Origin of the sequence: uncultured Gimesia sp. (assembly GCF_937910335.1) — a bacterium.
Taxonomy (GTDB): Bacteria; Planctomycetota; Planctomycetia; order Planctomycetales; family Planctomycetaceae; genus Gimesia.
In genome coordinates this window covers 1-17531 of record NZ_CALEMX010000610.1, presented here as the reverse complement: position 1 = coordinate 17531, position 17531 = coordinate 1, and the positions used below count along the sequence as shown (strand labels likewise).

Here is a 17531-nt window from a genome sequence, read left to right as displayed (position 1 = left end):
CAGGATGAATTCTTTTTTCCAGATTCCAAAACCTACACAGGTTACTCTCATGTATGATTTAACCCCACTGAATATTGCTCTGGCTGCAATGCTGGTTTTCATTAATGGCATTATATCTGTTTCGCTCAAACTGAATCTGGAAAAACAGTTACTTTTGGCAGCCCTGCGCACCATTGTACAACTACTTCTGATTGGCCTGATCCTGGAATGGATCTTTGAACTTTCGTGGTGGCCCATGATCGGCCTGTGGATGTTTGCGATGACGCTCATCGCCAGTATGACTGCAGTCCAACGTTCCCAACGTCGTTTTCCGGGAATCTGGCTGAATAGTATTGTGGCGGTTTTTGTCAGCTCCTGGCTGGTCACTGGATTTGCATTAACAATGATCATCCCTCCCCAAAGCTGGTCCGACACCCCGGCACAGTATCTCATTCCACTTCTGGGAATGATTTTGGGGAACACACTGAATGGCATTTCATTGGGGCTGGACCGACTCAGTGAGCAGCTGGTCACCCGCAAAGCAGAAGTGGAATTGAAACTGACACTCGGAGCCACCAGAAATGAAGCAGCTAGAGAGGCGTTGCAAAATGCAGTCCGCTCGGGAATGACACCGATCATCAATTCGATGATGGTCGTCGGCCTGGTTTCATTGCCAGGTTTAATGACAGGGCAGATTCTGGCTGGTGCCAGTCCTATTGAATCCGTCAAGTATCAGATTGTCATCATGTTTCTGATCGCTTCAGGCACCGCGCTGGGCACAGTGATTTCCGTACTCATGGGATATCGGTGTCTGTTCAATTCGAAACATCAGTTCCTGTTTGAAAAAATCACACGCATCGGTAAACAGTGAAATGATTCAGACCGAGTTAACTTCTCTTGCAAGTTTGTCAAAGAGCTCTTTGAGCACCGGTTCCGGGTAGAGCACAAACGACATTTCGCGATTTTGAATGACAGCGTTGGCATTGATCTGCTGCCGTACTGTCGCCATATCTTCGTTAATCTGCTCTCGTAGCTTTGCAGTCAGACGAGCTAGTTTTACATCGACCTCTCGAAGTTCTCTAAACCGATGCCTGTTACGACGCCTTCGCTCTGCCGAGTCAGTTAATTCATCGTGGTCAGTCTCTGCTGCCTCCTGATCTTGAATTAACGCCTGTTTTTGCTTTAGCAGAGAATCGGCCTCTGCGAGTTGATCATTCGTTAGATGCCGATCCGAGTTGAATTCCAGATCCCGTAAGACGCGTTTCAAACAGGTTTCGTCACATTGCTGAACATCATAAGGCTGGCAAAACGGTAGAAATTTTGTCGCAGACAGTGTCAAATACCGCGGTGGCATCAGATGAAAGAACCGGGTAAAGATTCGGTCGGTCATTTCATCATACTTGGCACCACCTATCCCGTGTACGAACAGATCACCTAAAAACAAACGGGCAAACAGCGTTGTCGTCAACGCACGAGTTCGTAAGCGAATTCCTTGATCGGGTAATTGCTTCAAAATTTCAATTGCAGCAGATAAATCACAGTTCTTCTGCATCGGCAGGGTAGCGATCACCGCTTTGCCGTCAGAAAGCTGAATATTATCCTGATCTCGCTTTACGAACACTTGATGCCGTCGTGTTTCTCCCGCCCGCCACATCCAGAAGGGAGACTCAATCCAGCCTTCCTGCTCTGATAATTCGGGAACCGGGTGAGTTTTACTGCGTACGCGATTCACTTTGCGGTATTCGCTTAACACTTCATTATGAATCACACGAAATTTTTCGGCGGATTGAAACAGAAAAGAGGCAAACCATAAAAACGGGCTCGTTGTACAGAGTCGGCTGATCGGGAGTTCCAGATTCTCTATTCCCCAATGTTGTTCTTGTGCATGGCGGGCTGCTGCCAGGCAGTCGGCCAGACGATCAGAGACATCCATATGAGAAATCGCAGCAGGCCAGATTCCCGGTAAAAGCGAAGAGGAAAGATCGGGCCACTGTTTGAGTGCCTTGTCCACACGTTCTGCAAACGATTGGAACAATTCTTTATTTTGAATTGTCGTGTCTTCCCAGGGCTTTTTCTGAATGGATTCATCAAAGGAGATTTCAGTAAAAGAGGGCATTGAACGAGTGCCTTGCGGAACTCGAATCGAAGTAGTACTAACCAGATCATTATCGACAATCAAATTCAAACTGAGGCCTGCCGTCTTGCGGGCTACACTACCAATCAATAAGTTTTTTACCCAGACGCCAGGATGATATAAGGCAGGTTGGTGCCCCGTAATCAACAAAAGCCGGTCGTTGAAGTCCTGAGGAAGTTCGGTGGTTTTTCCCGTTAACTCAGACGTGTACTTTGCAGCTTCTGTCAGAATAGCCTGACGTGCCCAGGTTCTAAGGTTGGAAATAATTTTCCCATTTCTGTCCCGGGAGCAAGCTGCAAACATTCTGCGATTTTCTTCTGCGTCACTGATCAACTGACTCAGATCGGGACGGGCAAATATCGCGTCATCAAAGCGTGGAACCTTGAGGTCTTGCTTTTCCCACAATGGTTCCGGAACCGCAGTCATAGCGGAAGCGAATGGGGCATCAGGATTCTTACAAGGAAAAGGAGTCACTGAAGACATTTCAATGCTTTAATGGTGTGCTGAAATCGATTTTATTTGCAGTGAAACGGTGCTATCTGCAAACATTTAAAACGGCATAGAGAGCACTCTAGTTTGACGAATTTACTATTGAATGTCGAGTCCTTTTGAATTGATTTCAATCGGAAATGGCTCGATGGTTGTTAACCGGAGCGTTTATATAAGCGTGTCACTACTTACTCATTGTAAGAATCGGTATGATCGTTACAACATTCAGTCGTACAGCAGGTTAAGCCGGATGCCTGCATTTCTCGATCAAGCACTTCATCATAATATGCTTTACGTTTGATAGCATCATCCAGCGATCCTCCAAAGCTACGTTCCTCTTCCAGGTAAACCAGCGGCACTGCGAATTCAACGACTTTCATTGCCTGGGCGGCAGCTTGAACCCATAGCTGAAGAGGCATAGCATAGCCTAAATCCGTAACATTAAATTTCGAAAGCGATTCAATCCGATATGCTTTCAAACCACAAAACGCGTCTGTGAGATCAAAACCCAGTTGTGCATTAATCCGCTGGGTCACTGCCACATTGATTTGGCGTCGATCTTCAGGGGGAATACTATTACTGGAATCGTTTTGCAGATAACGACTCCCGGATAGAATATCCAAAGGATCGTCTTTTAATCGATCGCGCATCTGCCGGACCAAATCAGGTAGTAAAGCAGGCTCATGCTGGCCATCACAATCGATCGTCACCAACACATCATATTCGTCCTGATGCGCTATGGAAAAATCAAAGGCACTCTTCAGAGCCGCTCCATAGCCACGATTCTCCGGATGAGAGATGACAATGATTCCTGGCAATTCGCTTAGCAACTCAGCCGTATTATCTGAGGAACCATCATCGACCACCAGAATCGATTCTGCATACTTTTTCACTTCCGTTAAGACTTCGAGTACATGCCGCTCTTCATTATAAACCGGCAAAGCAATCAGCGCTTTCCTGCTCATACTCAGACCCTTTGCTATTCTGGAGTCTTCTATCAAATTTATTAGGACGGTTCCATTGTAGAAGGGGTGACCCCAGCGTCAACTATTCAATTCATTCGAAGAAGAAGCCGACGCACAAGCAATGCAAAAACTTCGAACTCGGTTGGTTGTGAGAATATGTAAATCTTCTACAATAGGTGCAGAAGATGTATTTGCAGAGGAATTGATTTCGTTTTCAAACAAATGAGTTCGACACTCCAGGCAATATACGTAAATTCACCTAACCGAAGACAATTTACACGGAAACACAAAGGAGTTACACGAATGGCTTATTCGCTTCCCGATCTGCCCTATGCCTATGACGCACTTGAGCCTCACATTGATGCTAAAACGATGGAAATTCATCATTCAAAACACCATCAGGCCTATATTACCAAAGCGAACGCCGCTCTTGAAGGACATAGTGATCTTGCAGCAAAATCAATCGAAGATCTGGTCAGTGATCTGAGTGCGGTTCCCGAAGCAATTCGAGGTGCGATCAGGAATAATGGTGGCGGACATGCCAATCACAGCCTGTTCTGGACCGTAATGTCTCCCAATGGAGGTGGTGCTCCCAGTGGTGAGCTTGCGGATGCAATTAACTCGACTTTTGGCAGTCTGGATGCTTTCAAAGAACAGTTTTCTAATGCCGCTGCGACTCGATTCGGAAGTGGATGGGCTTGGCTCTCTGTTGATGGCGGAAATCTGATTGTCGAAAGCACTCCCAATCAGGATACCCCACTTTCTGAAGGTCGAACTCCCATCCTGGGACTTGATGTATGGGAACATGCATACTACCTAAACTACCAAAGCAGGCGGCCTGATTATATCACAGGCTTTTATAATGTGATTAATTGGGATGAAGTGGCTAAGAGATACGCAGCAGCGAAAAGCTAATTGTCGTATTTTACATCGATAATCAGCCCCTTAATTGCCGATGAAATGAAAGCGGCCTTCATGTTTTGAAGGCCGCTTTTAATATTTGCGGGGGAGTTCCATGTCAAATCGCAGCTGCAACCTGGCCATTCTGATCAGTCTGTTTTGCTTACAGGCGGGGTGTCAGACGATTCCCGACTATCATCAACCCGCTGGATTCAGCAGCACTTATCACAAGCGAATCTACCCGGAAACAGCCATGGCCTCTCTTTTGAAGAGCGACACTCAGCTGACTCCCGAAGATCAGGGCGTATTTTATCCTACCGACGTGAGAGTGAAACAGCCGACGTACCATGCTCCTTTAGCTGAAATTAAAGGCCGTATCACCGACGAAGAATTGCAAGACACTCGACGACGTCTGCAACTGGACAGCCTGCGGAAAACCGATAATTATATCAATCGGGAACAAATTTATAACGAGAATTTCCCAGCACCCACTTCCTGGTAAGTTAGAGTGATTTGCTGAGCAAGACCATCTCATTGTAAAGATTACATATTCGCAAAAACTGAATTACAGTCCTTAATTCTGCTTTTGACAGGATATATAATACCCGTTATCTTCCCGTCCTACATTGATGAAGATTGCACTGTGCTAGAATCTTCATGATCTACAGTGGATATGGGAAGGACCCCAAAAGTGGTAAATGGTCAGCATGTGGTTGTTTTTGATGGACTGACTGAAACAGAACAAGTTCTCAAAGCGATCTTGGAACCCCAGGGGTGCCGGGTAAACAGAATTCGTAAACAGCATTCCGGCGATATCACTTCCGCCGAAGAAATCCCCAGTATCCTTGTTGTGCACGATGAAGATGCGAGTCATTGTACAAAAGATAAACCAGGATGGAGCAAAGTCCCAAAGATTGTCATTGGTTCAGTAAAAAAACGCTCCACAACCGATACTGATCAATCAACTCACTTCCTGGTTCAGCCATTTCATTATGCAGAATTGATCGATTCGATTGAAAGCCTTTTGCAGCAACCTCGGTTGAATCACTGACAATTGCCGCGCGCTCGCTACCTAAATCTATCTCAAACACAGTGATTCCTATTTTAGAGTTATCACGACTTTTGAAGAGTTCTGCTACCTGTGTTGCATAATCTTCATTCTTCCTGAATGAACTAATTGCGATCATAGATTTGCTCGGGGCTTCACGTTGAGATATGATATCGAGTAGAGTAACCTGACCTGAGTACTTAGCAGACAGTTCCACTGTGCGCTGCAGGTCCAGTACTCGACTGGGAATTAACAAGCTATGAATAGTTCAACAGGCAAAGACGTGACCCAAACGACACTCCTGGTAATCCAGGGTGTTGATTTAGGAACACGGTTTAAGCTCGGCACTGATCCTGCTGGAGTAGGGCGGGGCGTTCGAAATGAAGTTCGCATCCTGGATACTGAAGCATCACGTCAGCATGCTCTGATTTCCTTCAAAAACGGCTCCTATATCATCACCGATCTGAATAGTTCTAATGGAACTCTATTAAATGGAAAGCAGATCGAATCGACCAAACTCAATAACGGAGATCATATTCAAATCGGTCGCAGTCTGTTGTTATTTTCGAGCCAGTCGATCGATGATGATTCCCGCTATATGGCGGAAAAAATCGATTTAATCAGCAATGAAGATTCCCATCACTCCAGCATAACACACGAAGTCAATCACGATTTCGATTCAGTAGTGATGGATACCGCCGATGTTACAGGAACGGTCCCAAAACACGAAATTCAAAATGATCTTCAGGCATTGTATCGTGTTGCTGAAGCTTCTGTGAGCCCGACCATCTCACAGGAAGAATTACTCAAACGAATTCTTGATCTTACCATCAATACCGTCGGTGCGGATCGAGGCTGTATGTTGATTACTGATCCGCAATCGGGTGAAGTCCTGCCACAAATCTATAGCAGCCTGAATGAGAAAAAAACCGGATCTCGCATGCCGGTCTCTCACAGTATTGTGGACTATGTTCTAAACAAGAAGCAAGGTGTTCGTACATCCGATGCACAGCATGACCAGCGATTTGAAGGGGGACGCAGTATTCTCCAAGCTGGTATTCGTGAAGCCATGTGTGTTCCCATGCAAGGACGTCATGAACTAATGGGGGTCATCTATGTTGACACAACTACGTCACATCCTGAAATATTATTGAAAAATGGTTCCTCGGAAAAATTCAGCGAAGAACATCTCAGACTACTCGTTGCAATCGGGCGGCAGTCAGCTTTGGCAATAGAGAACTATCGATTCCAGAATGCGATGCTTAAAGCAGAACGCTTTGCCGCAATGGGGCAAACTATCGCCACGTTGAGCCATCACATCAAAAATATCCTTCAAGGAGTCCGTGGCGGCAGCTACCTGATCGACATGGGCTTGAATAAATCAGAAGAGGATCTCGTCCGTAAAGGCTGGAACATCGTCGAAAAAAACCAGAACAAAATCTACCATCTGGTCATGGACATGCTCACTTTCAGTACAGAACGAAAACCTGCATTAGAACCAGGGTCTATTAACACCCCGGTAAAAGACATCTTTGAATTAATGCAGGCACGCGCAGAAGAATTTGGTGTCCAGCTGAAATGCGAACTATCGAACGACCTCCCGGAATCCGTTTTCGATCACGAAGGGATTCATCGCGCCGTTTTGAATATCGTGATCAATGCCATCGATGCAGTTGAAGGTGCTGAAAAGGGCATGGTGCTTCTCGAAACAACATACTTAGAGAAACCAGATCAGATTATGATTATGATCTCAGATAATGGCCCGGGGATACCTGAGGAGCAAATCAACAAGATTTTTAATCTGTTTGAATCGACGAAAGGTTCCCGAGGAACTGGAATTGGATTGGCAGTCAGCCAGAAAATCATCAGGGAACATGGGGGGGAGATCAGCATTGAGAGTGAAGGCGGGAAAGGATCGCGTTTCACTCTTTCCGTTCCCCGCCTGGATGAAGACCATCCACCAGAGGCTTCATCTTGAACAAAATTGAGGACGACCGTTAAAATCTGCGCTTGATCCGTTCTGTTTTTTTAGAATCTTGACCGCTTCCCAGAATCATCTTCTCTAATGCAACAGGATCAGCTCCAATATGCTTTTTTAAACCAGACCAACGAGCAGCTTTACAGGTTGGTAACAATTCAAAATGAGATGACTTAATTTTCACCAGCGGAGGTAATTTCTGCTCCAGCAACATAATCCCTCCCGAGACAGCCAATGCGCCCTGATCAGCTTCAGCCCCAAACAGCATCGCCATTTCCTTCGAAAATCCCGCTGCTGTTTTTTGCGAATTTGTATTGCTCTTGTCCAGTAGATTCAATCGCTCAACCATAAAACCATTCGCATTACCCCACCATTGAATCGGTTTCTTTTCCCGTAATGTCTGAGGAATAGAGAATAAAGAGGCTGATTTTGAAAAAACGGACCGAGCAGCACTTGTTGCAGGAGCTGGCATAAAGATAGATTCATCCGCAAAAATCCGTGCGGCAGAATCTCCTGCTGACTTATCACCTGAAGTCTGCTTCAATGCGAATACTGTCTCACCAGATGCAAAAGTACTTTGGTTCAAAGAAACCTGAACCGATGGAGAAACGGACTTTTGCATTTCAAATGCAAAAATGTCTTTCATGCTCAAGAGCAAGCTGCTTTGAACATCAAGGCTGAGACGCGAAGCGCGCGACTCTACAATGGTACCTGAAGCGGCTAAAAAGGAATGATCAATCAGAATCTGTTCTGGTTTTCCAGTATCTGAAGATTCAACGTAGACAACAGACTGAAAACGCCGGTCATTGACCAGGATTGCATGCAAAGCGCATTGATCCAATGCCAATTTGCTATTATTACAAACTAGGAAATGCTTGGGAACAACTCCTTTTCTCTCAGCAGAAATCTGAAAGTTGCCACCGACTAAATCCAAAGTTGAATTTCTAAGTGTAATAAATGAGGAGATTCCCGCTATTTTCTGATTTCGAGGCGGTTTTGTAGACAAGGGTGACAGCAGCTTCAGTTCTACGATCGTACGTTCGCCCTTATTTGGCTGAAACTCCAAACGTACCTGTTTATTCTCAATCAATAGAGGAGAAGTGTAACAGGTTCCCTGACCACTGATAATGACCTTGGTTGGTCCTGAAATGGCTGAACTTCTGAGAAACGCACTGAGATCGCCCTTTGTCATATCAAATGAAACACTTTTTGCTTTTGCAAAGACATCACGAATATCCTGTTTCACCTGAGGCTTACTTAAATATGCTTGAATACGATTTAGCCGCCCTGGGGAAAGGGAACTCAAAACTGCAGGATCACAACCCGCAATCACTCCCCCCTCAGAGATCGCATAAACTGCTTTTTGTTTGGAAAAATCGAGTAATGGCCTGACAAAAACAGGACCGCGTAATTCGTTCAATTCCGAAGGTAGATCGGTATTGAACGCAGCCGACTGCACGATTTCCCCCCAGCTCTGCTGCCAGGTACGATGAGAATCAATTTGAAACACGTTCTGAGATTTATCAGATTTAGTGGAGCTCAAATATAATGGCCAGCCCCATAAGAGAGTACTTTCTAATTCAAATTTCAGACCGCTGAATCGGTTCTTGCTTTCTTTTCGCAATTGATCCTGAGGCCAATTAATCAAAGAAAGCATGGAAGATTGTTGATTCTTCGGACTACCAATTAAAACAGAATTGACAACGACAATCTCAGCTTGATTTTTAAAAGTAATGGGCTTACTGGATTTACCGGTAGCTTCAACGCTCTGTTTTTTGTCTTTTGATTCCGAAGGGCCATTCAGTTCAAATACAGAACGGTCCGAGAGCAGGGTACTGGAAAAGATTCTGACTGTGCGAGGTACTTTACGTTCTCCCCAAATGGAATCTTCTTTGTAAATATTTTTCAGGCTTTCCAGCTCAAGGGAAGGCACTCCTGTTGTAGAAATAAAACAGTTTGAAATTAAAACATCAATGTAAGGTTGATCTATATGGATCGTCTCCAGACGACTGCCGGTAATCACGGAATTTTCTAGAAAGATTCTTGATTCTCCTTGAGGGCGACCTGCATTCATCCGCAAACTGCCGCTGGAATTGATCAATCGAATTTGTCTTTGAGTTGTTCCCGTTAATGAAAATGAACTGTTTTGAAATGTGAGATCAGCCTGCTTAATCCCAAAAACATTACATATTCCCGTACCAGGAACCTTCGAAACATCAAACAGAAAATGAATTCCCTGAAAACGAAGCACACCAGAGGAAAAAGAAATTAAATCGAATTCAGACTGCTTAACCAGCTCATCATTTGCTTGAATCACAACGACTGGATTCTGTTCAGAATCTGCCATTATGATGAGCTGTGAACTATTTTGTAACTGTTGTGGATTTAACAAAAAAGGACCCTGACCGAACAAACGAATCACAGCCCCTTTTGATGTGACCGCTTTAATCGCATCATTTAGTTTTCCGTATACTCCGGCACCTGTATTATCTTTGGCAACCTTCAATACCGGAAGTTTCAAGTCCATCTTGCTGCGATTCGGACCAACGAGAGCCGTGAAGCCAGACCCCCATTCGGGTAGATGCTTCTTTTCCTCTCCACGTACAGATACGTTTTGCCATTGATTACTTACTTGTTTAGTCTGGGCCGCAGACTGGTTCGCTGATTTGTTCTCCGAAACTTCGACCTTAAGCTCTGATGGCATCTCGTCGGCCGAGTTCTCTGCGTGATCACTTTCTGACGAATCTTGTTTTACGGAATCATTCTGATTCCCCTGTGGGTTCTCACCAGTAGTGCCGAAAGGATTGCTACCCGAGCCTCGTTGAATCGGCGTTGATGAAGTTAACGCATTGATCCCCCACCAGACGAGCAGGATCAATATAATTGCTCCGCCAATGATCATCGCAATTTGCTTGTAATTTACGGCAATTTGATTCTCGGGTGCAGCCGCTCCGTCCACGGCAACCGGAGTGGTTTTCCGGGATGACCTTGAGGGTCGGCTCGCCTTAGCTGGTTGTTTACGAGCTGTTTTACTTTTTTGAGGTGTTTGCTTTGCCTGCTTTCGTGATTCAACCGATTTTTCCTGCTTTCGCGAACGCTTTGCTTGCCTGGTTTTCATGGCAGAATCAGAAATAACCGAACCGGTTTCAGGCTGAGAAGCAGAACGGCGTGTTTCCACATGTTCTTCTTCTACATAGGGGGCCGCTTCTGATGCTACCGATTTTTTGACAGGTTTTGGAGAACGCTTAATAACAGGAACTGTGGTTTCAGATTCATTCTCGACTTCGGCTGCCAGTTCCTGCAAATCGAAACTGGTACTGAGTCGACTACTAGATTCATCCTCGTGATCTTCCGCCTGGCTTTTGTAGTCAGGCATAAACTGATTCATCTGGAATTCACTACTATCCGACGACTGATTCGTTTTTGTTTCGCGAATTGTCTGCCCATCATCAGACTCATCATTAGCCAAAGCTTCCAGCACGTTATTATCAACATTAGAACGTTTCAAATTTGAATTTTTCAAATCTTCCAGCAAGTCCTCTGGTGTCTGATAACGCTCACTCTGTGGTTTAGCCATCATGCGCTGAATGATCGCCACCATTCCTTCAGGTACCAGCTCATTTAATTCACGTGGGTCAGGAGGTGGCGTTGTCGCATGTGCTGCCAGTTTATTGGTCAAACTTCCTTCAGAATAAGGAGCACGACCAGTTAGCATATGGTACCAGGTGCACCCTAAAGAATAGAGATCACTCCGAATGTCCGCAGCCTTGCTGTCTCGCGCCTGTTCGGGGGCCATATAATCTACGGTCCCCACTGTTGTGCCGGCGCGGGTGATGCTCGTCTCGGTGTTGTCGTCAATCGAACGCGCTAACCCAAGGTCCGTCAGCTTGACAACACCATCCAGTCGAATGAGAATATTAGCTGGCTTGATGTCTCTGTGAACAATCCCCTGCTGATAGGCATGCGCCAATGCCTTAGTGACTTCTGTAATAATCTCCAGCGAACGCCGAACGGGAATCCGTTTTCGTTTATTGATCAGATTGTGTAAATCGGTTCCTTCAACATATTCCAAAGCGATATAAAGGTAACCATCTTCTTCCCCGGCATCATAGACAGACACAATATTTTCATGCCGCAAATGGGCGGCGGCTTGACCTTCTGCCTTGAATCGCTTGACAAGTACCGGATTCTCTGCCTTATCACGAGGTAAGATCTTTAACGCAGCCAATCGATTTAATGTCGTGTCACGGGCAAGAAATACTGCGCCCATACCGCCAGCGCCAATTTCTTTTTCAATCTGATATTTACCCAATGTTTCTAATTTAGGGACACGCGCAGATTGCCGTTTTTTCTTCTCAGGAATGTTTTTATCCCGCTTGGCCATTGCCTACCCCAGAATATTTTGAATCGACAAATTCAAAAACGTTTTTCACACGAACCGCATATTAGAGTTATCAAGAATTGATTTCGATCCATAAGAATAATGCGGATGGAAGACCTTATATCATAAGCAGTTGGAAGAGTAGAGTCAAAATAGACCCTCTTTACTTTTCGATTTTTCTGAGACAAGAATCCAGTTCAGCCCCGAGTCGAATCGATTTCAGCAGTAATCAGGCTTTAGAAGCAGCTTAAATTGCGTCAGACCAGTCCAGACACTGAACAAGACCCGATTTCATACTGCATATGCACCATTTCCCGAATGGGTCGCAGGCAACGTCAATCGCTTCATCCGGAATCACTCCTCCCCAGAGAAGCTTCCCTTCCTGATTTAACCAATACAATTCCTGTTCAATGGTCGCCGCAACGATGCGGTTCCCTGAAAAATCGCAGTCGATCGCTTTGGGGGTTCCTTCGAAAACCAATGTTCCTGCTGAGTCTCCCTCATGATCAAACATCAATATCCCGTAATTAAAGCCCGCCAGATAGATCCGTTGACCATCTCCGGAAACTGCGATTCCACCACTATTTGACCAATGCTTTTCGGTCCAGAGGCAGTTGCCTTCCAGATCATGACTACAGATCAAACCGTTTTCAGCAGCACCTATCAACCGTGGTTCCGTCACCTGAAATTCTAAATAACTCAGGGGTCGGTTGGTCTCAAAACTGGCAACCTTCCTCTTCTGAGAATCAATGAGAATCGTCTTTCCACTGGCAAGACTGACGGCAATGTAATCGCCATACGAGTCCATCGTGATTTCCAGACATTCAACCGAAAATGAAATTGCCCAAAGTACGTTCAAATTTCGATCGAAGCAGCAGATACTATTATCGGAATAAATTGCGGCCCCCAGTTTGCCGCGGTCACTCCAATGAACCAGTTGGATATCTTTAATTCCTCGATTCAGATGTAAAAACTGTCCCTGCCGATCCAATAAATAAAGGCCGCCTGAAACATCGGCGGCCAGAATTTCTCCGGTTTCACGTGCAAGATCCAGCGCCTGCAAAGGAGCTTCTGTAGAAAATGACCACCGTAAACTCGGGGTCATTCCCTTTCCTTTTGTAAGCCAGGCGGCACGTTCATCCATCATGGTGTTACAGCGAATTGCCTTTGCAGTATTTGTAAGCCACGCTTGATGTCAGAATCTGCTGCAAGCATTTGCTCTCGTGACGCCCCATACATGGCGGTCTGCAGTTCATCTTTCTCAATCGTGATATTGGGTTTGATCCCAATCTTACCATAAGTATTTCCCTGAGGCGAATAGAATTTGGCAGTTGTCAAACGTAAACCAGTCGAACCTCGAATCGGGAAAATACTCTGCACTGACCACTTGCCGTACGTTTTTCGACCAACAACAGTCGCCCGACGGTGATCTGTGAGTGCTCCTGCCACAATTTCACTGGCACTGGCGCTGTTTTCATCCACTAATAACACGAGCGGAATTTTCCATGTGCCAGGACGATGTGCCGTATAGCTCCAGTTCTGATCGGAAACACGTCCTTTAGTCGAAACTAATTTTCCTTCTTCCAGAAAACGATCAAGAACTTCAACCGCAGCAGATAATAATCCGCCTGGATTACCCCGGACATCCCAGATTAAAGATCGCATCCCTTCACCATGCAGCTTTCTTAATGCCGCATCTAACTCGGAAGCAGAGGTCTTTTGGAAACCTGTCATTTTGATGTAGGCAATCCCATTTTCCTTATCAAGCATTTTCACAATGGGAAAACTTTTCACTTGAACTGCTTTTCGGACCACCTTCGCTGTGCGGGTAGCTCCACTGTCTGGATTCTCTAGTTCCAGTACTACTTGACTTCCGGATGCACCTCGCAACAAATTAGCTGCCTGATCGGTCGTCATGTTACGACAATCCTTTCGATCAATACCCACGATATGATCTCCGGACAAAACGCCCGCTTGTTCTGCAGGACTCTCAGACAGGACATTGATCAACAGCATGCCTTCGCCAATTTCTGCCTTCATTTCGATGCCGATACCGACAAACTCTCCTTCAATATTGTCATACAGATCACCAAGACGATCAGGAGTCAGAAAGCTACTGTAATCGTCCAGTGAATTGCAACCACCAAACATGTATTCGGCAATCACAGCGGTATCACGCAGCCCCAAATTCTGATAGGACAGATCACAAACTTCATTAATCAGCTGATGTGCCCCATGATGACTGGAAATGGATTTATTCCAGTAATTCTCTCGCAAAATCCGACGAACTTTGCGGATTTTTTCTGGCGAAACTCCCCGTAAGTTTTTTTTCGTAAACTGGTCATTCGCCAATGCCAGGTACAAACTTTCGGTACCATGCGCGACATAGGAGGTCGTGCTGAGTGGATCAACAAAATGCGATTGAATTTTCGATAATATTTCGTCAAACAGAATAAAAGCTTCACGTCGAGACTGAGATAACAGAACTTTTGAGAAACTCTCGTCGATATAGCGGCGGTCAATACCAAAATGAATTTTTGCACGACGCAAACCGTATTTAATATTATCGTTTCCAGGCCATTCCTTGAGAGCCTCTTCGTAATGTTCAATGGCCTTTATCCATTGTCGAGACCGTTCATACTCTTCACCTTTGGCAATCGCCTGGGTTTGAGAAACTGGTATGACAATTGGTAATTCACCGGGATCAGCATAGGCAACAGTTGAACCCATTGCCAAAGTACATCCCAGTAAGCTAGCCCACAAATGTTTCGAATGTAATTTCTTCAGAAGTCGCGTCTTGATAGTTGAAAACATAATTCCCCCTCTATGCCAGCGTTCATCCTGAAACTGATGGCCGCCACAAGCAGGGCTCATCAAATGCAATCAGGTATACGGACGCTGGTTCGCGATGCACAAAAATGTACAACGTTTATTTAAACAATTATCTTGCCGATATGTTTAACATAAGTCACAAAAAACGTTGGTCAAACAATCGTTTTGGGGAACATGCAGGATGACCTGAATAATCGATTCATTTTTAAATGCGCATTCAAAACCAGCGCTATGAACATTTACACCAGCTACTGGGAGTAGTTCTTAACTTGTTGATATGACTGATACATCAGACCTGAAAGCAGTTCACCAGCTTCGCTAACCCGTGCAATCAGCATAACCACACGTTAGACGTACCACTTCAAGAATTCTTGGATGGGAAACCGGAAATTGCTCAACTCCTCATTTGGTATATTACCGTTCCTGTCCCCAGAGGATTGCCAGTTGCACAAGAACGTCGACAGCCTGTTGCATCTCTTCGACTGTGGTCCATTCCAGAGGGGAGTGAGGATTATGCTGTCCACTTGAGAGGTTGGGCGTAGGCAGTCCCTTTTCCGTTAGGAGAGACCCATCAGTTCCGCCTCGAATTACATTCAGATTCGGCTCCAGGCCCGCAGCACGGGTCGCTTCAATTGCTTTTTCTAACGCACGAGGCTCTTTCGATAATCCATCGCGCATATTGCGATACTGTTTATGAATCGTGATCGTGATTTCAGCCTTCGGATGCTGCTCTCGCAAGGGGACAGCCAACGATTCTAACAGTTGTACATATTCGGTCAGTTTTTCTGTCTCAAAATCCCGTAATATTAATCGAGCTGAAGCTTCAGACACACTTCCTTCAAGATGATAAGGATGTATAAAACCCGCTCGACCATCTGTTGTTTCAGGACTTAAAGTTTCGGTGGGTAATTGTGAGATCATTTCGCATAAAATACGATTGGCATTCACCATGACGCCTTTTCCCACAGAAGGATGTGTATTCACCCCGCGAACGACAATGACCGCCTGATCGGCTGAAAACGTTTCAGAATCGATACGTCCACTGCCGTCACTGTCCAGTGTATAAGCACAACAAACGCCGAACTGGTTCAGATCCAGCTTTTCAATACCGCGACCGATCTCTTCATCACAGGTAAAGCAGAGACGAATCGGACCATGTTGAACGGATCGGTCTGCCATCAACTGCGCGGCAGCCGACATCATGACAGCAATGCCCGATTTATCATCGGCTCCCAGCAGAGTCGTACCATCGGTGGTAATGACAGTTTTTCCCTGCATCTGTTTTAAGCGCGGTTCTTCGCTGACCCGTAAAACCCGCGATGGATCGCCGGACAGCACCAGGTCCTGTCCATCATAGTTTTCATGGACAATCGGATTCACATTCGTCCCCGAAAATTCCGGCGAAGTGTCCACATGCGCGACCCAGCCAATCGCAGGAGCATCCCCCTCAACCGAACCCGGAATGGTCGCCATCACAATTCCGTGTTCACTGATTGTCACATCTGCTAACCCAATTTGCTCACATTCTTCAACCAACATCTGGCTCAACACCAGTTGTTTTTTTGTACTCGGAAATGTCGGTACGGTCTCATCTGACTGAGTATCGATTCTGACATAACGCAAAAAACGATTGAGCAATGTATCCATAAGAAGTCTCTTTGTAATGCAGGTATAATGTGAATGCCAAGCCGATACGCAAACTAGCGACCCATATTAAATTGATCCAAATCAAAAGCCACAAAATCGATTTTCTGATAGCCGTCCCGCTCGTAAAGTAAGCCCACCTGGCCACCAGATAACATAGCCAAAGAAGAATAGGCGGCGGAACCCGGTATCACCAGTCGTGAAGCCGACCACGTTTTCCCTTCATCTTCGCTCAGCCGCACCGTCATCTTTTCCCGTTTTTTACTGGCAGGATTACTAAAAAGAATCTGCCCGGGTTTCAATGATTCCGGAAAGCGAACGCGTATCAGACTGGCCTGACAAACCGGCTCAATGAGCGCCGCGTCAAGTGTTACTTGGGACCACGTTGCTCCACCATCTTCAGAAATTGCAATTGCTCTCTGATTCTTGCCGTGATAGCTGCGCATATTCATCAAAAGTCGTCCATCAACCAATTCAACGACGGCACACTCGTTCGTCTTTTCACCTATCGGCTGGCTCATCTGCCAGGTCTTGCCATGATCGTCTGAATAAATGGCATGCGATCTGCGCACGATCTTGCCGTCCAGTGTCACATTATGATCGCAGGGAATCACCAGCCGTCCCTTGTATGCACCACGCGTTAATTGAATCCCATTTCCGGGCCCGGTGGCATACCAGGTCCATTCCGGCTTTTTCGTAGTTTTTGTGATTTCGTATGGCGTCTTCCAACTCACACCATCATCATCTGAGAAACTCATATAAACACGGCGTGTATCCAGTGATGTCTTGTTTTCAATTTGCTTTTCATGGTCTTTGCCATGATTCCACGTCAAAGGCAACCAAATTCGGCCCGTCGATTGATCGACGACCGGGCAGGGGTTGCCACAAGTATGTTCCCCATCATTCCAGAGTACAGACAACTCGGACCACGTTTTTCCATTATCTTTGCTGCGTTTGAGAACCAGATCGATGTTTCCACTGTCTCCTAAATTGTTCTTCCGTCCTTCCGCAAATGCTAAAAGCGTTCCTTTAGGGGAAACGATCAAAGCCGGAATTCGGAACGAGTGATATCCACCATCGCCACGCTGAAAGACAGTTGTTTTTGTGGCCGTTTTGAGGGCAGGGGGTTGAGTTTCCTTTGCAAAGCCGGTTATCAGACAGACATTCAGGAACAGCAAACC

General features: G+C 45.7%; 12 protein-coding genes. 5 read left to right on the top strand and 7 right to left on the bottom strand.

All coding sequences use genetic code 11. The features are described from left to right. Positions 1–4: 4 nt before the first annotated feature. Positions 5–850, top strand: a complete 846-nt coding sequence (gene fetB / locus Q0668_RS24975) for an iron export ABC transporter permease subunit FetB (RefSeq protein ID WP_366918992.1) — start codon at positions 5–7, stop codon at positions 848–850. A gap of 6 nt (positions 851–856) precedes the next feature. On the opposite strand, the gene Q0668_RS24970 is transcribed toward fetB, so the two are convergent. Both Q0668_RS24970 and Q0668_RS24965 read right to left on the bottom strand, forming a co-directional pair. Beyond that, on the bottom strand, positions 857–2596 hold the full coding sequence (locus tag Q0668_RS24970; protein ID WP_298869275.1) for a hypothetical protein: 1740 nt from the start codon (positions 2594–2596) through the stop codon (positions 857–859). A 194-nt stretch (positions 2597–2790) separates the two neighbouring features. After that, complete coding sequence (locus Q0668_RS24965) at positions 2791–3567, bottom strand: glycosyltransferase family 2 protein (protein WP_298869274.1); 777 nt, start codon at positions 3565–3567, stop codon at positions 2791–2793. 303 nt (positions 3568–3870) lie between these two features. Between Q0668_RS24965 and Q0668_RS24960 the strand changes: the two genes are divergently transcribed. From Q0668_RS24960 to Q0668_RS24945, 4 genes are all read left to right on the top strand, one after another. After that, positions 3871–4482, top strand: coding sequence for a superoxide dismutase (locus tag Q0668_RS24960; RefSeq protein WP_298869273.1), 612 nt, complete (start codon positions 3871–3873; stop codon positions 4480–4482). Positions 4483–4582: 100 nt separating this feature from the next. Then, positions 4583–4969, top strand: coding sequence for a hypothetical protein (locus Q0668_RS24955; RefSeq protein WP_298869272.1), 387 nt, complete (start codon positions 4583–4585; stop codon positions 4967–4969). A gap of 189 nt (positions 4970–5158) precedes the next feature. Next, a complete protein-coding gene (locus Q0668_RS24950) occupies positions 5159–5518 on the top strand; it encodes a hypothetical protein (RefSeq protein ID WP_298869271.1) in 360 nt (119 codons plus the stop codon). Between the two features lie 256 nt (positions 5519–5774). Continuing rightward, entirely contained in the window at positions 5775–7493 is a 1719-nt protein-coding gene (locus Q0668_RS24945) for an ATP-binding protein (RefSeq protein WP_298869270.1), read from the top strand. A 19-nt stretch (positions 7494–7512) separates the two neighbouring features. On the opposite strand, the gene Q0668_RS24940 is transcribed toward Q0668_RS24945, so the two are convergent. The 5 genes from Q0668_RS24940 to Q0668_RS24920 form a co-directional block, all read right to left on the bottom strand. After that, positions 7513–11877, bottom strand: a complete 4365-nt coding sequence (locus Q0668_RS24940; RefSeq protein WP_298869269.1) for a serine/threonine-protein kinase — start codon at positions 11875–11877, stop codon at positions 7513–7515. Positions 11878–12121: 244 nt separating this feature from the next. After that, positions 12122–12979, bottom strand: coding sequence for a hypothetical protein (locus Q0668_RS24935; protein WP_298869268.1), 858 nt, complete (start codon positions 12977–12979; stop codon positions 12122–12124). 38 nt (positions 12980–13017) lie between these two features. Beyond that, entirely contained in the window at positions 13018–14748 is a 1731-nt protein-coding gene (locus tag Q0668_RS24930) for a S41 family peptidase (protein ID WP_298869267.1), read from the bottom strand. A 372-nt stretch (positions 14749–15120) separates the two neighbouring features. Beyond that, positions 15121–16353 (bottom strand): peptidase T, encoded by a 1233-nt coding sequence (gene pepT, locus Q0668_RS24925; RefSeq protein ID WP_298869266.1) that lies wholly within the window; start codon positions 16351–16353, stop codon positions 15121–15123. A gap of 53 nt (positions 16354–16406) precedes the next feature. After that, a partial coding sequence (locus Q0668_RS24920) for a sialidase family protein (protein ID WP_366918991.1) occupies positions 16407–17531 on the bottom strand: 1125 nt, incomplete at its 5' end.

Coding starts and splice junctions, on each gene's coding strand:
- fetB (WP_366918992.1), top strand. CDS start 5: ATGAATTCTTTTTTCCAGATTCCAAAACCTACACAGGTTACTCTCATG.
- Q0668_RS24970 (WP_298869275.1), bottom strand. CDS start 2,596: ATGTCTTCAGTGACTCCTTTTCCTTGTAAGAATCCTGATGCCCCATTC.
- Q0668_RS24965 (WP_298869274.1), bottom strand. CDS start 3,567: ATGAGCAGGAAAGCGCTGATTGCTTTGCCGGTTTATAATGAAGAGCGG.
- Q0668_RS24960 (WP_298869273.1), top strand. CDS start 3,871: ATGGCTTATTCGCTTCCCGATCTGCCCTATGCCTATGACGCACTTGAG.
- Q0668_RS24955 (WP_298869272.1), top strand. CDS start 4,583: ATGTCAAATCGCAGCTGCAACCTGGCCATTCTGATCAGTCTGTTTTGC.
- Q0668_RS24945 (WP_298869270.1), top strand. CDS start 5,775: ATGAATAGTTCAACAGGCAAAGACGTGACCCAAACGACACTCCTGGTA.
- Q0668_RS24940 (WP_298869269.1), bottom strand. CDS start 11,877: ATGGCCAAGCGGGATAAAAACATTCCTGAGAAGAAAAAACGGCAATCT.
- Q0668_RS24935 (WP_298869268.1), bottom strand. CDS start 12,979: ATGACCCCGAGTTTACGGTGGTCATTTTCTACAGAAGCTCCTTTGCAG.
- Q0668_RS24930 (WP_298869267.1), bottom strand. CDS start 14,748: ATGAGCCCTGCTTGTGGCGGCCATCAGTTTCAGGATGAACGCTGGCAT.
- pepT (WP_298869266.1), bottom strand. CDS start 16,353: ATGGATACATTGCTCAATCGTTTTTTGCGTTATGTCAGAATCGATACT.